This window comes from Kribbella sp. NPDC055071 (assembly GCF_053608045.1).
In genome coordinates this window covers 275,672-292,911 of the sequence record NZ_JBSGUS010000006.1, presented here as the reverse complement: position 1 = coordinate 292,911, position 17,240 = coordinate 275,672, and the positions used below count along the sequence as shown (strand labels likewise).

Annotated in this window: 12 protein-coding genes; 9 read left to right on the top strand and 3 right to left on the bottom strand. The window is 63.9% G+C overall.

The genetic code is table 11. The features are described 5' to 3' along the window. Positions 1 to 410: 410 nt before the first annotated feature. From ACWF4Z_RS13410 to ACWF4Z_RS13380, 7 genes are all read left to right on the top strand, one after another. Positions 411 to 920, top strand: a complete 510-nt coding sequence (locus tag ACWF4Z_RS13410; protein WP_452243279.1) for a SigE family RNA polymerase sigma factor — start codon at positions 411 to 413, stop codon at positions 918 to 920. Beyond that, positions 917 to 1,750, top strand: coding sequence for a hypothetical protein (locus ACWF4Z_RS13405; protein WP_452243278.1), 834 nt, complete (start codon positions 917 to 919; stop codon positions 1,748 to 1,750). The genes ACWF4Z_RS13410 and ACWF4Z_RS13405 overlap by 4 nt, the downstream gene beginning before the upstream one ends. A gap of 39 nt (positions 1,751 to 1,789) precedes the next feature. Further along, positions 1,790 to 5,053: a S8 family peptidase gene (locus ACWF4Z_RS13400; RefSeq protein WP_452243277.1), complete on the top strand. Its 3,264-nt coding sequence runs from the start codon at positions 1,790 to 1,792 to the stop codon at positions 5,051 to 5,053. Positions 5,054 to 5,249: 196 nt separating this feature from the next. Further along, the gene (locus tag ACWF4Z_RS13395; protein ID WP_452243276.1) at positions 5,250 to 7,301 is read left to right on the top strand and encodes a Calx-beta domain-containing protein; all 2,052 of its coding nucleotides are present in this window, start codon (positions 5,250 to 5,252) and stop codon (positions 7,299 to 7,301) included. Between the two features lie 367 nt (positions 7,302 to 7,668). Beyond that, positions 7,669 to 10,578: a leucine--tRNA ligase gene (locus ACWF4Z_RS13390; RefSeq protein ID WP_452243275.1), complete on the top strand. Its 2,910-nt coding sequence runs from the start codon at positions 7,669 to 7,671 to the stop codon at positions 10,576 to 10,578. 315 nt (positions 10,579 to 10,893) lie between these two features. After that, positions 10,894 to 11,331: a class F sortase gene (locus ACWF4Z_RS13385; protein WP_452243274.1), complete on the top strand. Its 438-nt coding sequence runs from the start codon at positions 10,894 to 10,896 to the stop codon at positions 11,329 to 11,331. 601 nt (positions 11,332 to 11,932) lie between these two features. Next, entirely contained in the window at positions 11,933 to 12,292 is a 360-nt protein-coding gene (locus ACWF4Z_RS13380; protein WP_452243273.1) for a hypothetical protein, read from the top strand. Between the two features lie 93 nt (positions 12,293 to 12,385). Here the strand turns inward: ACWF4Z_RS13380 and ACWF4Z_RS13375 are convergent, their stop codons facing one another. The 3 genes from ACWF4Z_RS13375 to ACWF4Z_RS13365 all read right to left on the bottom strand — a co-directional run bounded on the left by ACWF4Z_RS13375 (position 12,386) and on the right by ACWF4Z_RS13365 (position 14,364). Then, positions 12,386 to 12,598 carry a hypothetical protein gene (locus ACWF4Z_RS13375; protein ID WP_452243272.1) on the bottom strand — a complete coding sequence of 71 codons (213 nt, stop codon included), beginning with the start codon at positions 12,596 to 12,598 and terminating at the stop codon, positions 12,386 to 12,388. Between the two features lie 122 nt (positions 12,599 to 12,720). Further along, a complete protein-coding gene (locus ACWF4Z_RS13370; RefSeq protein ID WP_452243271.1) occupies positions 12,721 to 13,215 on the bottom strand; it encodes a hypothetical protein in 495 nt (164 codons plus the stop codon). Positions 13,216 to 13,656: 441 nt separating this feature from the next. Then, complete coding sequence (locus tag ACWF4Z_RS13365; protein WP_452243270.1) at positions 13,657 to 14,364, bottom strand: hypothetical protein; 708 nt, start codon at positions 14,362 to 14,364, stop codon at positions 13,657 to 13,659. Positions 14,365 to 14,510: 146 nt separating this feature from the next. On the opposite strand from ACWF4Z_RS13365, the gene ACWF4Z_RS13360 reads away from it, so the two are divergent. Together ACWF4Z_RS13360 and ACWF4Z_RS13355 are read left to right on the top strand one after the other, a co-directional pair. Further along, positions 14,511 to 16,493 carry a histidine kinase gene (locus ACWF4Z_RS13360; RefSeq protein ID WP_452243318.1) on the top strand — a complete coding sequence of 661 codons (1,983 nt, stop codon included), beginning with the start codon at positions 14,511 to 14,513 and terminating at the stop codon, positions 16,491 to 16,493. After that, complete coding sequence (locus ACWF4Z_RS13355) at positions 16,490 to 17,131, top strand: response regulator (RefSeq protein WP_452243269.1); 642 nt, start codon at positions 16,490 to 16,492, stop codon at positions 17,129 to 17,131. The genes ACWF4Z_RS13360 and ACWF4Z_RS13355 overlap by 4 nt, the downstream gene beginning before the upstream one ends. Positions 17,132 to 17,240 lie beyond the last annotated feature (109 nt).

Genomic DNA, 17,240 nt, shown 5'->3' with positions numbered 1-17,240 from the left:
TCTGTACCCGGTCGCTGGTGAATTTCCAGCTCAAGACAATGGATGCCGCAGGCAACCATCATTAGGCGGTTATGCATCCAACGCGCAGTCACAGGTACTGCGATGCAGACGGAGCTGCCCTACTGAGTCGCCCGTTCAGGCCCCAAGTCCAATCCGGACGTTCATCACGTGAGCGCTCGTCTGTTTGTGCTGGAGCTTGCCTTCCAACGGCTACTACGTTCGAACGGTCTCGTTCGGCTCTTGCAAATACTGCCGGCCAAAGCCGTGCACCTGAACCGATCGCGGGGGTCGGCGCCTAGGGCTGACTCGGAGAACGTGAATCTCTGAAAGGTCGCTAGAAAGCATCCGCGGCGTCAACCTTTCTGGAGGTTCGATGCGTTTCCTCCGGTGAGAGTGAGAGAGGAATCCGGATGCGGCGACGCGACGAAACCGAGTTCACCGAGTTCGTGGTGGTGGCTGCTCGGCGCATGCGCAGGACTGCCTACCTGATGTGTGGCGATCGGCACCAAGCCGAGGACGCGGTGCAAGACGCGCTGGTCAGGATCTACCGTCGGTGGTCACACCTGCGACGCAGCGAAGGGCTGATGGGTTATGCCCACCGCGCAGTCGTCACGGCCGTGCTGGACCAGTCGCGGCGACGGTGGCGTAGAGAAGTGGTTCGCGAAGTGGATGCGATCGTTGTCACGGAGCCCTACGACGCAGTGGCAGTTGTCGACAATCGCGCAGTGGTTGTCCAGGCGTTGTCGGCGTTGCCTGCGCGACAGCGCGCCTGTGTGGTGCTGCGCTACTACGCCGACTTCAGTATCGAACAGACGGCCGATGCGCTGGGGATCGGCGCCGGCTCAGTGAAGAGCCAAACGTCCAGGGGCCTCGCGCAACTCCGCGGAATGTTGGCCGTGTCAGAAAGGAACACGACATGAGCGATATCGAGAAGTTGCTGAATCTGGCGGCGGATGACGATGACCGAGATCAGACCGTCTCGGCGGAGATGATCCTGCGACGCGGCCGAACCTCCGTTCGGCGCCGGCGGATCATAGCCGCTGGAACTGTAGTCCTCGCTGTGGTCGCAGGTATCGCTCTGCGGCCGGCGCTATCTGTATTCGGCAGCTCGAGACAGACATCGGCTCCCCAGGTAGCCGGTCCTTCCCCCGCCGACCCTCTCGACGGCGTGCAGGCTCTCCCGGCTCCACCCATCAGTCCGGTGAAGGATGCGGAGATTCTGCGGCGATGCCGCGCCGGTGACGCAGAGGCGCTCGAATTCAATAGAACTTATAAAGCCAACGGTTTCGACAAGGCTGGACCGCTCGATGCGAGGTGGACCTTAGCCGTCAAGTCTGGCCGTGGGGACGCCTTTATGGCCATCTTCGTGTCTCCGGATCGATCGATCGCTGCAACCTGCAGTTCCGCCGGTCTCAAGGGACAGATGCACGGCGTCGGATCCGTCGGTCGCACGAGCACGACGTACGTGATCGATAAGGGCAACCCCCACAAGCTGACGATGTCGGAGGGGCAAGGAATTCAGGTCCCGATCGATGTCAGGAGAGTCGTTCTCGATGTCGCAGGCGAGACGCGTCCACGCGAGGCCCTGATGAGCAAGACCGGCGGATTCTACGTAGCTGGGTGGCCTGACGACGATGATGGCAAACCCCCGGTGACCGTGACAGTAAGGGGCTTCGACGGCGATAACCAACTGGTATTCGACGAGAAATCTGACTATCCGGCGCAGCAGATAGGGCCGACGGTCAAGTAGATCAATCCGCACATCCGAATATAAAGGGGAGGACGCTGAGTGGCAGTACATCGGAAGACCTTGCGTGGAGCGCTGTATGGCTTCGCTGCTCTGGCCGTTGCAAGTGCATCTGTTGGCCCGGCCGGAGCAGTCGACGCTCGACAGCCGGTCGCGACGGCGTCGTCGGCGAAGGACTTGCGCGTCACGCTGATCACTGGCGATCGCATTGTTCTACGCGGCGGCGACCTCGGCGCTGCAACCGTCGAGCCTGGTCCGGGGAGGGATGGCATCGGGTTCGCCACCTATCGGACGAAGGATCATGCCTACTGGATTCCTGCGGACCTCACGAAGGAGGTCGGGAGTGGGCAGATTGATCGCCAGCTGTTCGATGTGGCAGAGCTGGTCAAGGACGGGTACGACGACGCCTCGACGGAGACGATCCCGATCTTGGTGACCTACGCCGGGTCCGCGAGGCATTCGTTGCCCCCGGCCACGACCGTGACGAGACAACTGCCGTCGATCGGCGGAGCTGCGATGACGATCGAGAAGAAGAATGCGGCCAAGTTTCTGGGTGATTCAGCCTGGGCGCTGTCGGGCTCTGGGATTCGCAAGATCTGGTTGGACGGCAAACGGCAACTGACGCTGGATCAGTCGGTGCCGCAGATCGGTGGGCCGGTCGCGTGGCAGGCGGGGTACACGGGCAAAGGTGTGTCGATTGCGGTGCTCGACACCGGCATCGACACGACCCATCCTGATCTCGCGACCCAGGTGATCGGCGAGCGGAATTTCACCACCGAACCGAACGAAGACCTGGTTGGTCATGGAACGCACGTAGCGTCGACCATCGCTGGGACTGCAGCTGCCTCCAACGGTAAGTACAAGGGCGTGGCTCCGGACGCGAAGCTGTACGACGGCAAAGTGTGCGAGCAGTCGGGCTGTGAGATCTCAGCGATCCTCGCCGGAATGGAGTGGGCAGCGAACGAGGTCAAGGCCGACATCGTGAACCTGAGTCTTGGTGGACCGGACACGCCCGACCTCGATCCGCTCGAGGAGGCGGTGAATCGCCTGACCAAGGACAGCGGGACGTTGTTCGTGATCGCGGCCGGCAATTCCGGGCCGGGGGACGGCACCGTCGAATCCCCGGGTAGCGCCGATGAGGCCCTGACTGTGGGCAACGTCACCAAGCAAGATCTGTTGAACCTCACGTCCAGCCGAGGCCCGCGCGTTGGCGACGGTGCGGTCAAACCGGATATCACCGCGCCAGGCACTGGTATCGTCGCGGCGAAGTCCAAGGACTCAACGATCGGTGACCCGGTCGACGACAGGTACCTTCGCTTGAGCGGTACGTCGATGGCCACTCCGCACGTCGCCGGCGCGGCAGCGATTCTTCGGCAGGAGCATCCCTCTTGGTCTCCTGATGAGGTCAAGGGCGCGTTGATGGGATCCGCGAAGGCTGCGGCTGATCAAACCTCCTTCCAACAAGGGGCTGGTCGCGTCGACGTTGTGAGGGCAATCAAGCAGTCTGTGGTCGCCGACCAAAGCAGTGTGTCGTTCGGTGTTGCGCCGTTCCCTCATAGCGACGACGAACCAGTGTCCAAGACCGTGACCTACCGGAACCTCGGCAGCGAGGAAGTCACCCTGGATCTCTCAACTTCATTCGGTGATCCCACCGGTACGCCGGCACCTACCGGCGCCCTTCGCCTGAGCAGCGACACACTAACCGTCCCGGCCGGCGGGGCGGCGTCGGTGAAGGTGACTTCAGATACGAAGCACGACGGACCGGACGGCCTGTATTCGGGACGGATCGATGCAACGGCCCCTGGTCAGAGGATCGTCGTACCGGTCGGGGTCGACAAGCAGAGAGAGTCCTACCGGCTGACTGTGTCGGCGGTCCGTCCGGACGGCGGACCTGCTGACGACGGCCTTCCGGTGCTACTGATCGGCGTCGCCGACGACCGCTTCGAGCTGCACAACCTGGACGAGAACGGCACGGTATCGATTCAGCTCCCGAAGGGCGAGTACTTGCTCGACCACTTCATGGAGTTCGAGCAGGCCCCGGAGGACTTCGCCTTCTACGACTTGGTAGCTCCCAGCATCAAGCTGAACTCGGACAAGACTGTCGTACTCGACGCGCGGAAAGCCAAGGTCGTCAACACATCTGTGCCGAACCCCAGTGCAGAGCAAGCACAATCCGACGTTGGTTATGACCGTAACGCTCCAGATGGACGAGCTTTGCTGGCTGCCGGTCCGCAGAATTTCAGGTTCGGCACTCTGTACACCTTGAGCACAGGACCGAAGCTGCCTGCCGCGGAGTTGACCGGGCACGTGACGTCGCAGTGGGGCATCAAGGGGGACACCTTCCCGCGATTCACGAACTCGCCGTACATGTACGCGATCGCCGACTATCAGCCGGGAGAGTTCGTCACCGGCTTCGACCGCAAGGTTCAGCGGCGCGATCTCGCAATCGTCGATCATACGGTCAACAAGACGACAGATCAGCCCGCGATGATCTCGGTAGGCCCGAGGCTCCCTGGTGTCAGTGGCGTCTTCGTGCCCTGGATCGTGCTCGATACGCCGAGAACGATTCGGTACTATCTCGACCGTGCGCCTGGGGGATGGTTCGCGGACACCTCGGAATTCTCCGAGGACAACCCGTTCGGCCGGTGGTCCTTCCACGCTCCTGCCAAGCAGTACCGTGCCGGCAGGCTTTACCACGAGCAATGGAATGCAGTTGTTTTCGGGCCTAAGGTGCTCACAGCCGAGCGTACCGGCGACACCATGAACCTTCAGATTGCCGGCTACGGAGATGCCTATGGCCACTCTGGCGGCATCGCGTTGACGTCGGCGAACACTGTGCTGAGGCGTGACGGCGTTCAGGTGGCCGCTGCGCCGACCTCGGGCACGATCACGGCCTCGGGCTTACCTGCGGACGAATCGTCGTACAAACTGAACGTCACGACAACTCAGTCAACGTCGTTCTTCTCGACCAAGACGGACCTGACGGCCAGGTTCACGTCATCCGGTGCTCAGCGAGCCATCCCGATCTACACCGTCGGATTCCGTCCGGACGTCGATAGAACCAACACGATGGATCCTGGGCGGTTCAACGTCGTGGATGTCGTCGTAAACGGTGGTCGTATCACCAAGCTGGACGTCCAATACTCCGACGACGACGGGGCGACCTGGCACTCAACCAGAGTCAGCCGCGGCAAGGTCGTCTTCCCAACACCACACGCCAAGTCGATCGCACTGAGATCCACGGCGACGGACGCGGCCGGCAACGCGACCACGCAAACTGTGTACGACGCGTATCGGACCCGCTGAGGTATCAAGCTTTAGCGGCGTCAGCCCCGCGGTCGCCCACCGGTGGCCGCGGGGATTGGCGCGGCACAGTTACGCGCGCGTCGATCTATGGTAATGACGGGATTCGACTGCTATAGGCGCGATCCGACAGACCCCTGTGGATCGTATTGAGGATGACTTCTCGAGAGAGGCCCGTGGCATGAGAATTCGTCTCGCTGTGCTGGCTGTCGTGGTGGCTGCGGTCGGTCTTGTGCAGGCTGGGGAGTTTGAGATCGCTTCGGCTGCGCCTGCCGGCACCTCTGGGTTCGCCGTGGACACCATGGAGTACAACCTCGGGGATCTGGCCGTGGAACTGCCGGCGCTGAACGGACGCTCGGAGCTCCGGGGCAGGGTCTATGCGCCCCGGGGCGCTGCGGGCAAACGACCGATGGTGGTCTTCCTTCATGGTTTCCATCAATACTGCACCGGTGAGGTCCAGACCTGGCCATGCCCGGCTGGAGAGACGGCCGTTCCCAGCTTTCGCGGGTACGGCGCTGCGGCAGAAGCGCTGGCCAGTCACGGCTATGTCGTGATTTCCGTCAGTGCCAACGCGATCAATGCCGGTGGCGGAAAGACTCCCGACCGCGGTGCCACCGCGCGAGGTGAGCTGGTGCTGGCTCACTTGGACTTGTGGCGTCGCTGGTCGTCATCTGCCGACGGACCGTTCGGCCGTCGATTCGTCGGTCGTGTCGATCTGGACAACGTAGGGCTGATGGGTCACTCCCGCGGTGGTGATGGTGTCATCGCGGCCGCGTTGGCGAACGCCGGCCGTCCTTCGCCGTACGGGATTCGGGCGGTGATGCCGCTGGCTTCGACTGATGGGAGCCGTACGACGCTGCCAGGTGTCGGAATGAGCCTACTGATGGGCTATTGCGACGCCGATGTCTACGACCTGCAGGGGCAGCATCACTTCGACGACTCACGATACGCGGCGGCCGACAACGTTCCACGCTCGACGGTTCTGGTGATGGGGGCCAATCACAATTTCTGGAACAGTGAGTGGAGCGCGGAGGACGATTGGGGTCATGACCCGGACAAAGCACCGTGCGGCTCGGCGACGCCCGGACGACTGACGGCAGCCGAGCAACAGTCGGTTGGGCGTGCCTATATTGACGGGTTCTTCCGGCTCATGCTTGGTGGGGAGACGGCGCTCGCCACGATGTTCGACGGCTCGAACACACTTCCGACGTCATTGCGGCCGACGGAGGTGCATGTCGTTGCGCAGATGCCCAGTAGCTCTCGTCTGGACGTCGCGCGTTTCGACCATCCGTTGCCTAAAGCGTCTATCTCAGGTTCCCTGACTGCATCAACTTGTTCGGGCGTTCCTATGGACGAAGGTCTGTCACGAGATCCGCGGTACTGCGTGCAGGACCCTCAGGCCGACCTCTTCCCCCACTGGGTACCCGTACTCCTCGTGCCTCGCGTCCCGAATCCGGCGGTAACGGTCCTGCGCTGGGATGGCCTCGACGGTGTGGTGCGATTGAGATCGCCCCGGCCGGACGTGAGCTCCTACAGTGCCTTGACGTTTCGCGCGGCCCCCGATCCGGAGGCGGCAGGCAGCTCGGACCTCACCGTGCGGATCACGGATCAGCACGGGCACTTCGAGGAGGTCGCCGTATCGGCCGTGAGTGACGCGCTGAAGCCGTTGCCGGGCGCACCCGAAGACGCTCAACCGAAGACGCTGCTGAGGACTGTGCGAATCCCCTTGTCGAGGTTGCGAGCGGTTGACCTGCACGCGATCAGAACGATAGAGCTCCGAACCGACAGGATCCCGCATGCCGCTGTATTTGTCTCCGACCTGGCCTTCAGTCGTTGGTCACCGGGGACGACGACATTGCCGTCACTGCCGCGGTTGTCCATCGCGGACGCCCCGACCATCGAGGAGGGAGACCGGGGCAGTCGGACCGTCGAGTTCGCGGTCACATTGTCACGTCCCAGCTCGATCCCTGTCACGGTTCACGCGGAGACCAGTGGCTTCTTCTTCGACCCTGCGATCGTCACGCCTGTTGCGAAGGAACTGACCTTTGCTCCGGGCCAAACCGTGCGGCCCTTCTCGGTCGTTGTCCACGGCAACGATGTCGCTCAATCGGACCAGCACTTCAACGTTGCCCTGAGCGTCCCTCACAACGCGGCTCTTGCGGACGCGTGGGCCGCCGGCACCGTCCTCGACGACGATGCGGATCAAGTCGGGACACGACGCCACATCACGGTTGGTTCGTTGCGTAGGTAGTCGCTTCCTGACCGGCGGGAACCGATGCTCGGTCGGCGAGCGTATCTACAGGTGAGCCTGTCTGCCTGGTCGCGGTCCCTTCGAGGCGGCAGGCGGTGAAGGGGTCGCCGCCTCGCGTCCGCCGTCTGCAACGGACGCGAGGTGGCGGCGCGTGAGTGTGACCCGTTGACAGTAGGGAGGGCGCAATGTGGAGGATTGGGCGGAGAACCGAGCCCGTTCCGAGACATCGGACGAGGTATTATCGTGCTGTGGCGAGCTTCCACGGACTCCTTCTTCTCGAGCCGCGCTGACGATTTCCCGTCGCGCGGCTGCCCCTCATTCGTGAGGGGCTTTTTCATTTCCTGGACCAGATATTGCGAGGATCTCGATGAGCCAGAGCAAGACCAGCAACGAGCCGCCCCACAGGTACGACTCCCAGTTGGCCGGGCAGCTCGAGCTTGCCTGGCAGGACCGCTGGGAGGCCGAAGGCACCTTCAACTCCCCGAACCCAGTTGGTCCACTGTCCGAGGGGTTCGAGAGCATGGAAGGACGGCGGAAGTTCTACGTCCTCGACATGTTTCCCTACCCCAGTGGGTCCGGCCTGCACGTCGGCCATCCGCTTGGCTACATCGGCACGGATGTGTACGCCCGATACCTGCGGATGACCGGGCACCACGTCGTCCACACCTTCGGGTACGACGCCTTCGGGCTCCCTGCCGAGCAGTACGCGATCAACACTGGGCAACATCCCGCGGTGACTACCCAGCAGAACATCGACAACATGCGACGGCAACTCCGCCGCCTCGGTCTGGGCCACGACACTCGCCGCGAGCTCGCCACCACCGACGTGTCCTTCTATCGCTGGACCCAGTGGATCTTCCTGAGGCTGTTCAACAGTTGGTACGACGCCGCCGCGAGGCAGGCCCGCTCGATCGACGAGCTGATCGCCGAATATTCCGCTGGACAGCGGGAGACTCCCGGCCGGTCCTGGCACGATCTTTCTCGGCGCGAGCGGCGCGAGCTGGTCGACAGCCAACGGCTGGCGTATGTGTCGGAGGAGCTGGTGAACTGGTGTCCTGGGCTCGGCACCGTCGTCGCCAACGAGGAAGTGACCTCCGAAGGTCGCAGCGATATCGGCAACTACCCGGTCTACCGGCGGCCGCTCCGCCAGTGGATGCTGCGGATCACCGCGTACGCCGAGCGGTTGATCGACGACCTTGACCTCGTCGACTGGCCCGAGTCCATCAAGCTCATGCAGCGCAACTGGATTGGCGCCAACGACGGCGCCAACATCGACCTGCCGGTCGTCGGCTCACCCCAGACCATCAGGGTCTTCTCCACGCGCCCCGATACCCTCCCAGGCGCTACCTACGTGGTCATCGCCCCCGAACACCCACTCCTCGACACTCTTGTTGCCGACAGTTGGCCGGACGGCACTCCTGAGGCCTGGCGGTACCCGGCTGGACGCCCGGACGAGGCAACGACGTGGGAGCCGCAGCACGCGGTAGCCGCCTACCAGGAGAGGGCCTCGCGACTCAGCGAACGGAAGCGCACTACGGAAGCCGACGACAAGACCGGCGTGTTCACCGGCTCCTACGCCGTCAACCTCACCACCGGCCAGCCGATTCCGGTGTTCGTCGCCGACTACGTGCTCATGGGATACGGGACCGGCGCCGTCATGGCCGTACCCGCCCACGACCAACGCGACTTCGACTTCGCCCATGAGCTCGGCCTAGACATCACGGCGGTCATCCAGCCACCCGTTGCCTGGTTCGATGGCTACGCCGTTCCTGACACGGCCGCTGAATGGCCGGAGGCCTTTGCCGGCGAGGGTCCATACTTGCCTCACCCAGGCCCCACCTTGGCCGGCCTGTCCAAGTCCGAAGCGATTACCGCCACCATCGCCTGGCTGTCCGACCGCGGCGCCGGCGAGAAGGTGCGCGCCTACAAGCTGCGGGACTGGCAGTTCTCCCGTCAGCGCTACTGGGGCGAACCGTTCCCCATCGTGTACGACGAAGAAGGTCTGCCGCTCGCGCTCCCCGACGAACTGCTACCCGTCCAACTGCCGGAGATCGTCGACTTCCGCCCCACCCCGACCGACGACGAGTCGAGCGAACCGCTCCAACCGCTGGCCCGGGCCGGCGACTGGGCGTCGGTCAACCTGGACCTCGGCGACGGCCCGAGGACCTACAGACGCGAACTCAACACCATGCCCCAGTGGGCCGGGTCTTGCTGGTACTACCTACGCTATCTCGACCCCACCAACGACAAGGCGTTCATCGATCCCTCCATCGAGCGGTACTGGATGGTCCCCGACGACGTGAAGGAACCAGGTGACGGCGGCGTCGACCTCTATGTCGGCGGCGTCGAGCACGCTGTCCTGCACCTCTTGTACGCCCGGTTCTGGCACAAGGTCCTGTTCGACCTCGGCTACGTCTCGTCCAAGGAGCCGTTCCGGCGTCTCTACAACCAGGGCTACGTTCTGGCCGATGCCTTCATCGACGAGCGTGGCATGTACGTGCCGGCCGCCGACGTCGCCGAGCACGGCGATGGGTCCCTCAGCTACGAAGGCGAACTGGTCACACGCCGCGCGGGAAAGATGGGTAAGAGCCTGAAGAACAGTGTCAGCCCCGACGACATGTACGACAGTTACGGGGCCGACAGCCTGCGCCTGTACGAGATGGCGATGGGGCCGCTGGACACCGACCGGCCCTGGCGCACGCACGACATCATCGGCGTTCACCGCTTCCTGCAGCGCCTGTGGCGCTCCATGATCGACGAAGCTAGCGGCCGCCCAACCATCAGCGCTGCCGACCTCGACGCCGACACAGCGCAGCGGCTCCATCAGACCATCAAGACCGTCCGCGCTCACTACGACAACCTTCGGTTCAACACCGCTGTCGCCCGCCTCATGGAGCTCACCAATCACGCCACGAAGGTTTCCGCTGAGACCGGAGCACTGCCGCGGGCACTGGCAGAGCCGCTGGTCCTCATGGTCGCTCCCCTCGCCCCGCACATCGCGGAGGAGCTATGGTCGCGGCTCGGGCACCTAGACAGCCTTGCGTACGCGCCCTTCCCCGAAGCCGATGAGCGGCTTGCCGCTGTCGAGACGGTCACCCTGCCCGTCCAGATCGGCGGTAAGACGCGTTTCACCCTCGATGTTCCCGTAGACGCCGACAAGACCACCATTGAGCAGGTCCTTCGCGGGAGTGCCGGCTTCGCCGAGCACACCGCAGGGCTGACGCTGCGGCGGCTGGTCATAGTCCCCGGACGAATCATCAATATCGTGACGGGATGAGCTGCTGGTCTCGTTGTAGCGAGAACCGGTTGGTGAGGATCTTGCGTATCGGTTCCGGATCCGGACCATCTCGTTCTCGTGGCAGGCGGTGTTCGAATGAAGCGCGGTCGGCATCGGCGTCAGACCGCGCTGTTTCGCGTAGCCGGACCTGCCGTCGCCGTCGTCGCTCTGCTGCTGTCAGTAGGGACGCCCGCTGGATCCGGGCAACTTCATCCCGGCTCGTTCGACCGCCCACCCACGTTGCCACGTCCCCCTGAGCCGCGATCCGCGCGATCCGCGCGATCCTCGCCGGCTCCGAAGCCGAGGCCGCAGAAAGTGCTCGGCAGGCCTCGCCAGATCACCATCCCGCAGTTGTCCGTGCTCGCCCCGGTGGTCGACATCGGCATACGTGCTGGGGCTCTGACACCGCCCTCTGATCCGCGAATGGTCGGATGGTGGTCGGCGGGTGCGCTCCCTGGCGCCACGCGTGGTTCCGCCATCATTACCGGTCACACGGTGCATACCGGTGGCGGAGCCTTCGATGATCTCGACCATCTGCGGCCGGGTGCCGAAATCGTGCTGAGGACATCTCGAGGTGATCTCGTCTATCGGGTCACTGGCGTCGCGATCTATCGCAAGCGGGCCCTGGCGGATCATGCGGTGGCACTCTTCGATCAGACGGTTGCCGGCCGACTGGTACTGGTGACGTGTGAGGACTGGAACGGAACAACCTATCTCAGCAACGTCGTCGTGACTGCTCGCCTCGTTCGGTAGACCCACCTGGCTCGTAGCGTTCGTCGTACCGCCGAAACGCCGGTCTCGCTGCAGTGGATCGTCAGCGGAACCGGCGCCAAGCCGCTACTCAGCTTGTGTGTTTGCCGCGTCGACGCAGGCCAAGTGCGCCGCCGACGACGAGGAGACCAGCCCCGCTTGCCAGCAGCACAAGCCCTACCGGGCTGGACGAGTCGTCATTCGGGGCGCCTACCAGACCTGCATCGATCGCAGTCGGAACGACTGGGATCGAGGGCTCGGGAGTCCCCGGCACACTTTGCGAGGTCGACGGTTGTGGCTCGGCAGGACTAGGTGGTGACTTGGTCGGCGGAATCGAGGGCTCATCCGACGGAGGAGTTGAGGGCTCACCCGTTGGTGGCTCCCCGGTTGGTGGTGTCGAGGGTGCGTCCGTGGGCGGTGTTGCCGGAGGGGTAGTAGGCGGATCAGTCGGGGGCGAGGTGGGAGGCGTGGCAGGCACTGTGTACTTACACCCGCGGACCAAGAACCGCTGGGCCTTGAGGTCTGATCCCAAGGAGCCCTCCGCCTTCACCGTGATCTCCAACGGCAGCACCTGGTAGTCAGGGTCGCCCGAGATGACACGGTAGTGCTCGCGCCCGTCGCGGTCGCCCTCGCCCAATGCGTCATCACTTCCGATTGCCGGGTGCCGGTCACCCCGGACACCCCCAATTCCGTCCCCGGAGAAGTCGACAGCGGCATTGCGCACTCGACCGAAGTTGAAGAAGGTGATGGTGAAGTCGCAACCTTGATGTTCCCGCGACCCATGCTCTCCACTCTCCATCGGTACGCCGTCGATCTTGACGACACCCGCCTCGAGCGGCTTGGTCGTGCTGGTCGTCGATTGAGCGGCAGCCGCATCTGGGAGCGCCATCGCGCCGCCGCCGAATGCCATCGACAAGGCTCCAGTGCCGGCAAGGAAACCGATCACACGGGAACGTGTACGTGAATTTGACAATTTCTTCCCTTTAGCTACGAAGCGGCCCGGATTGAGCGACTCGTCCGAGCGGCTGTCAAGATCCGAAGCGGTGAGCCTGAAGAGTCAGCCGATCTTGCGGTGCCGATAGGTCCGTGATCCGAGCGCGTCGGTGCGCGCGTAGTCGGTGCCGGCCGTCCAGGTGGACTCGCGAGGTTTGTCCCGGTCGAGCTGGACGATCTCGTCGAATACCTTGTGGGCTCGCCTGATCCTCTGCGCGGCGAGGCTTGCGCACAAGGCCGCCAGGAGCGTGATTGCCACCCAGAGTTGCCATGCCATTCCTTGCTCCTTACTCAATGGGCTACCAATATGTGTGCGTTGTGCGAGACGCCCGGCTCGACCGAGCTGTGCAAAGGTCGATTGTTGGCCTGTGGCAACTAGGCGGGATCTGAGATCTGCGTTCAGCGAGGCCGTGGGGACGATTGACTCTGCGCCGCAGCGAGGGACAGCGCGCATCCGGCATACGCGAGCAGTTGGGCGACATACGCCACGGTGACAAGCGGCTTGATGGCGGTCGCCGTACCGATGAACTGTACGACGGGCCATGAGATGAGCAGGATGCCGATCCACACCGGGGCAACCCGCCGCCGAATCGCCTGCACGCCTAGGACGACGAGCCCGACCAGTTGTAGCAAGAGACCACCGAAGAGGCTGATGGTCATCGTCCCCGACCCGAAGAACTCATCGACAATGGAAGGATTGTTGGCTTCGGCGGCGTGGAGGAGGACCACGTCGCCGGCCAGAGGCGGCACCTGCAACAGGCATCCCGTGAACAGCAACCCAGCGCCGACTGCGACCGCGGTTCGGGTTCGAGAGCCGAATGCTTTGCCGACATACAGCGCCGCAGGGATGAGAAGCAGAATCCCGAGGTCGATCCAGAGTCCCACTCTGGCCATCGGGAGGTGCTGTCTCAATGTTTCCAGGGTGGCTTCAGTCGGTTGCCCGGGAAGTACTGGCCAAACGACGGACGAGACGAGCTGCGCCAGTGCGCCTCCAACCAGAGCGATCACGCCGACGGCCAACCGCCAGCCGCTCTCGGCGACCGCCCCGTCCGAACTGCCGTTCACTGCGCTGCCTGCAGAAGAGATTTGATTCATGGCAGGAGTACGAGGGCAGCCACAACACCGGATCACTCGCGCTGGCAGCCGTCGGCCGGGTGATAACGACTACGAGGGCGTGGAGTTCGAGCCGCCATTGCGAGTTGGAACCGGACAGCCCTCGTGGTGCGTAGTGCCAGTTACGAGGTCGTGACTCAGGATCGCGCTCGCTCAGCCTCGATAGCGCACAGAGGCGGGCGGGAGCCACAGAAATGACGACCGGGAGGTTGACTGTTGCGCTCAAGCCTGGGGAGCCAGATCCCAGTGATCGTTGGATGTCCGAAGCACTACGGCGGCACAGACCGTCAGGCCAACACCGGTCAGCGCCCACGAAGTAATGTCGAGTACCTGGTTCTGAAGGATGACAAAGGCAACGAAGTGCAACGGCTGCGACACGATCAGGACGATGCTCGCCCACCGAGGAATGATCCCCCACAAGGCGATCCCGAGCAGGACCGCGCCGATGATGTGGCAGATCACGAACAGACCGATACTCAAGCCGAAGACGCCGTGGCTGGTGGCAGCATCGAGGAATCGTGCCATCACGTCTCGATCGAACCCGGGCTTGGCTGCGGTTTCGAGATAGATGTCCGAGGCAGCGAGCCCCAACCCGCTCCCGAGGTAGGCAGCCATGTTGACGAGCGCCGCAGCCGCGGCGAGCAGCGGGCGCCGCTGACGGGCGAGTCGCGCCGCAGCAAGGAACGCCGGTACCAGAGTCAGCATCACGACCGCGCCGAGCCAGACCGCAAGGTGCTTCGCACCGAGATGAGCGCCGATGGCATCCAACGCGGCGCGCGTATCGGCCGCACCATACTCAGGTGGCTGGGCAAAGGCGATACAGAACGCCGGGATAGGCAGCACGATCGCCGCCGCCACCCGGCGAGCAGTTCGAACGTCTCTAGGTCGCGTACTACGAACCCGGTCCGTAGAAATGGTCGGAACACTCATGATGAATCCTCTTCTCGTGGTTGACTGCCAACCACTCTGCCCATGACGACTCCCAGCCCGCCACGGCATCGAGGTGCTCCGACTCCGGAGGATTGCCCAGGCGTTCTGGGTGTCGGCTCCCTGTACGGCTGGGTGTCCGCGTGGCGATGATTGGTGGCATGGCGACGATGCGTGCGCACCTGCTGTTCGGCTTGGTTCTGGCCGAGCTGCTGATCGCCGTGGCAGGCGCTTGGATCGCGGGCCTCGAACCAGGTGATGCGGTCGGTAGCTACCTAGTGCCGAACGTTGCGATCGGCGTATCGTTCGGAGTCTGCGGCTGGTTGATTGCGCGTCACCGTCCGCACAATCCGGTCGGCTGGTTATTCCTCGTTCTCGGTCTGGCTCCCCTGACGACAGCCGTGACGGTTCCGGCGCTCCAGTACGGGATTGACCACGGATGGTCTGCTCTCGCTCTGGATACCTTGGTCACCGTCTTCGCGGCGGCCTGGCCTTGGGGGACAGACCTCTGCCTGCCCCTGGCGTTGCAACTGCTGCCGACCGGCCAGCCGGCCTCACCCCGATGGCGACTGTTGATATGGGCAACGTTGCTGATCGGGACCCTGAACATGCTGGTCGGCGCCTTCACCGCTGACCTGGCGCTGAACGCACCCGGCCGGCAGCCGACGACGTTGCTGGCACCATACTGGCCCTCGGCACTGTCGCCGCTCATCGAGGTGCTGCCAGTGCTGGTCACCATCGTCATGCTGGCATCGGTGACCAGCCTGGTTGTGCGCTATGTACGCGGCGGCGAGGTGGTCCGCCGCCAGCTTCTGTGGCTCGTCATGGCCGTCATCGTTGCTGTCGGCATCAACCTACCGACCAGCTTCGGGACTGAGTCCGACAACGCGACCATCCTCTTGTTCCTCGCCGTACCGCTCATACCGGCCGCTATCACCGTAGGGATCCTCCGGTACCAGCTGTTCGACGTCAGGCTCGTTCTCGCCCGTACGCTGCAGTACGCGGTCCTTACCGCCGGCGTATCGCTCCTCTACCTCGCCCTGGTCGCCGTGCTCGATCGCACCTTCCGTGGCATCGGCGCTCCCGTCCTGGCGACCTTCGCCATTGCGCTGGCGTTCAACCCAATCCGGACGCGGCTGCAGAGGCTGGTCGACCGAATGCTGTACGGCGCGCGCAGGGACCCCGTGCTTGCCGTGTCAACCGTCGGTCGGCTGCTGGCTGACGACGACCTGACCGTCGTGCTGGAAGGCATCCGATCCGTACTACGCCTTCCGTTCGCGGCGATTCGTTCGAACGGAAGCGAACTCGCCGCAACAGGTAGCCCCGCGACCGACTTGCAGGTCATCGCCATGACGTATCGCGGCGAGCGCGTGGGCGAACTGGTCGTCGGGGCGCGAGCAGGTGAACGTCGACTGTCCAATGCCGATCTGGAGGCCTTGAAACTGCTCGCCACACCGCTGGCAATCGCCGTGCACGCGACCCGCTTGTCCGATGATCTCAAGGTGTCGCGCCAACGCCTGGTCACAGCCACCGAGGAGGAACGCCGGCGCCTCCATCGCGAACTCCATGACAGCCTCGGCCCCGCGCTGACCGGCGCCGCTTTCAAGGTCCAGGCCGTGAGCCATTTCATCGACACCGATTCGGTCACCGCCAGCAGACTGAACGAGGAACTGGGCGACCAGATCCGCGATGCCATTGACGACGTCCGGCGACTGGTCTACGGACTGCGACCGCCGGCCCTCGACGAGGTCGGCCTGGTCGGAGCAATCCGTCGGGCGGCCACCCAGTTCAGCACCCTCAAGATCGAAATAGACATCTCCGGACCGATGCCGACCCTTCCTGCCGCCGTCGAGGTCGCCGCCTATCGGATCGTCACGGAGTCGTTGACCAACGCCGTACGTCACTCGACCGGGCGGCGTGCGTCTGTGCGCTTGAAGGCCACAGCCGCCGACCTCCACCTGACCATCACCGACAGCGGCACGACCGACAAACCGAACCGAGAATGGCAGGCAGGCGTCGGGCTACGCTCAATGCGAGAACGCGCCGAAGAACTCGGCGGAACCCTCGACGCGCGGCCTTCCATCAGCGGCGGACAAGTGCTCGCAACTCTGCCCCTCAGCGGGTTGTCATGATCCGGGTCGCTGTCGCCGACGATCACCCGTTGGTCCGTGACGGACTTCGATGGCTACTCGAGGCAACCGAGGGGATCGAGCTCGTCGCGGAAGCAGCCAACGGCCACGAAGCCATTCGTTGCGCGGTAGTGGACCACCCCGACGTACTCGTCATGGATTTGCACATGCCCGATCTGGACGGTGTCGCGGCGACCGCCGAGATCGCCCGGACTGCGCCGTCTGTCGCCGTTCTCGTCCTGACGATGCTTGACGACGACGAGTCGGTCTTCGCCGCCATGCGTGCAGGCGCCCGCGGCTACCTGGTCAAAGGCGCCGGTCAGCAGGAGATCGTCCGCGCGCTCACCGCGGTCGCGGCCGGAGAGGCCATCTTCGGACCAGGAGTAGCCCAGCGTGTCTGGCACTACTTCGCCAATCCCCCCACACCAGCACCGCCATTCCCCGAACTCACCCCACGAGAACGCGAAGTGCTGGAAATGATGGCCGCAGGATCCTTGAACGCCTCCATCGCCGGCCGCCTCGGACTCACCACCAAAACCATCAACAACCACATCTCCGCCATCTTCACAAAACTCCAGGTCGCAGGCCGTCCCGAAGCCATCGCCCGCGCCCGCGACGCCGGCCTCGGACGGGACAGCTAGTCCGGGGCTTGCGTTGCAGGATGCGATCAGAATCGCCAAACGCCTCTGTACTCGCGACTGACGCCGGGACTAGCGTCCATCGTCTGACAGCTGGTGCGCGGCGAAGCTT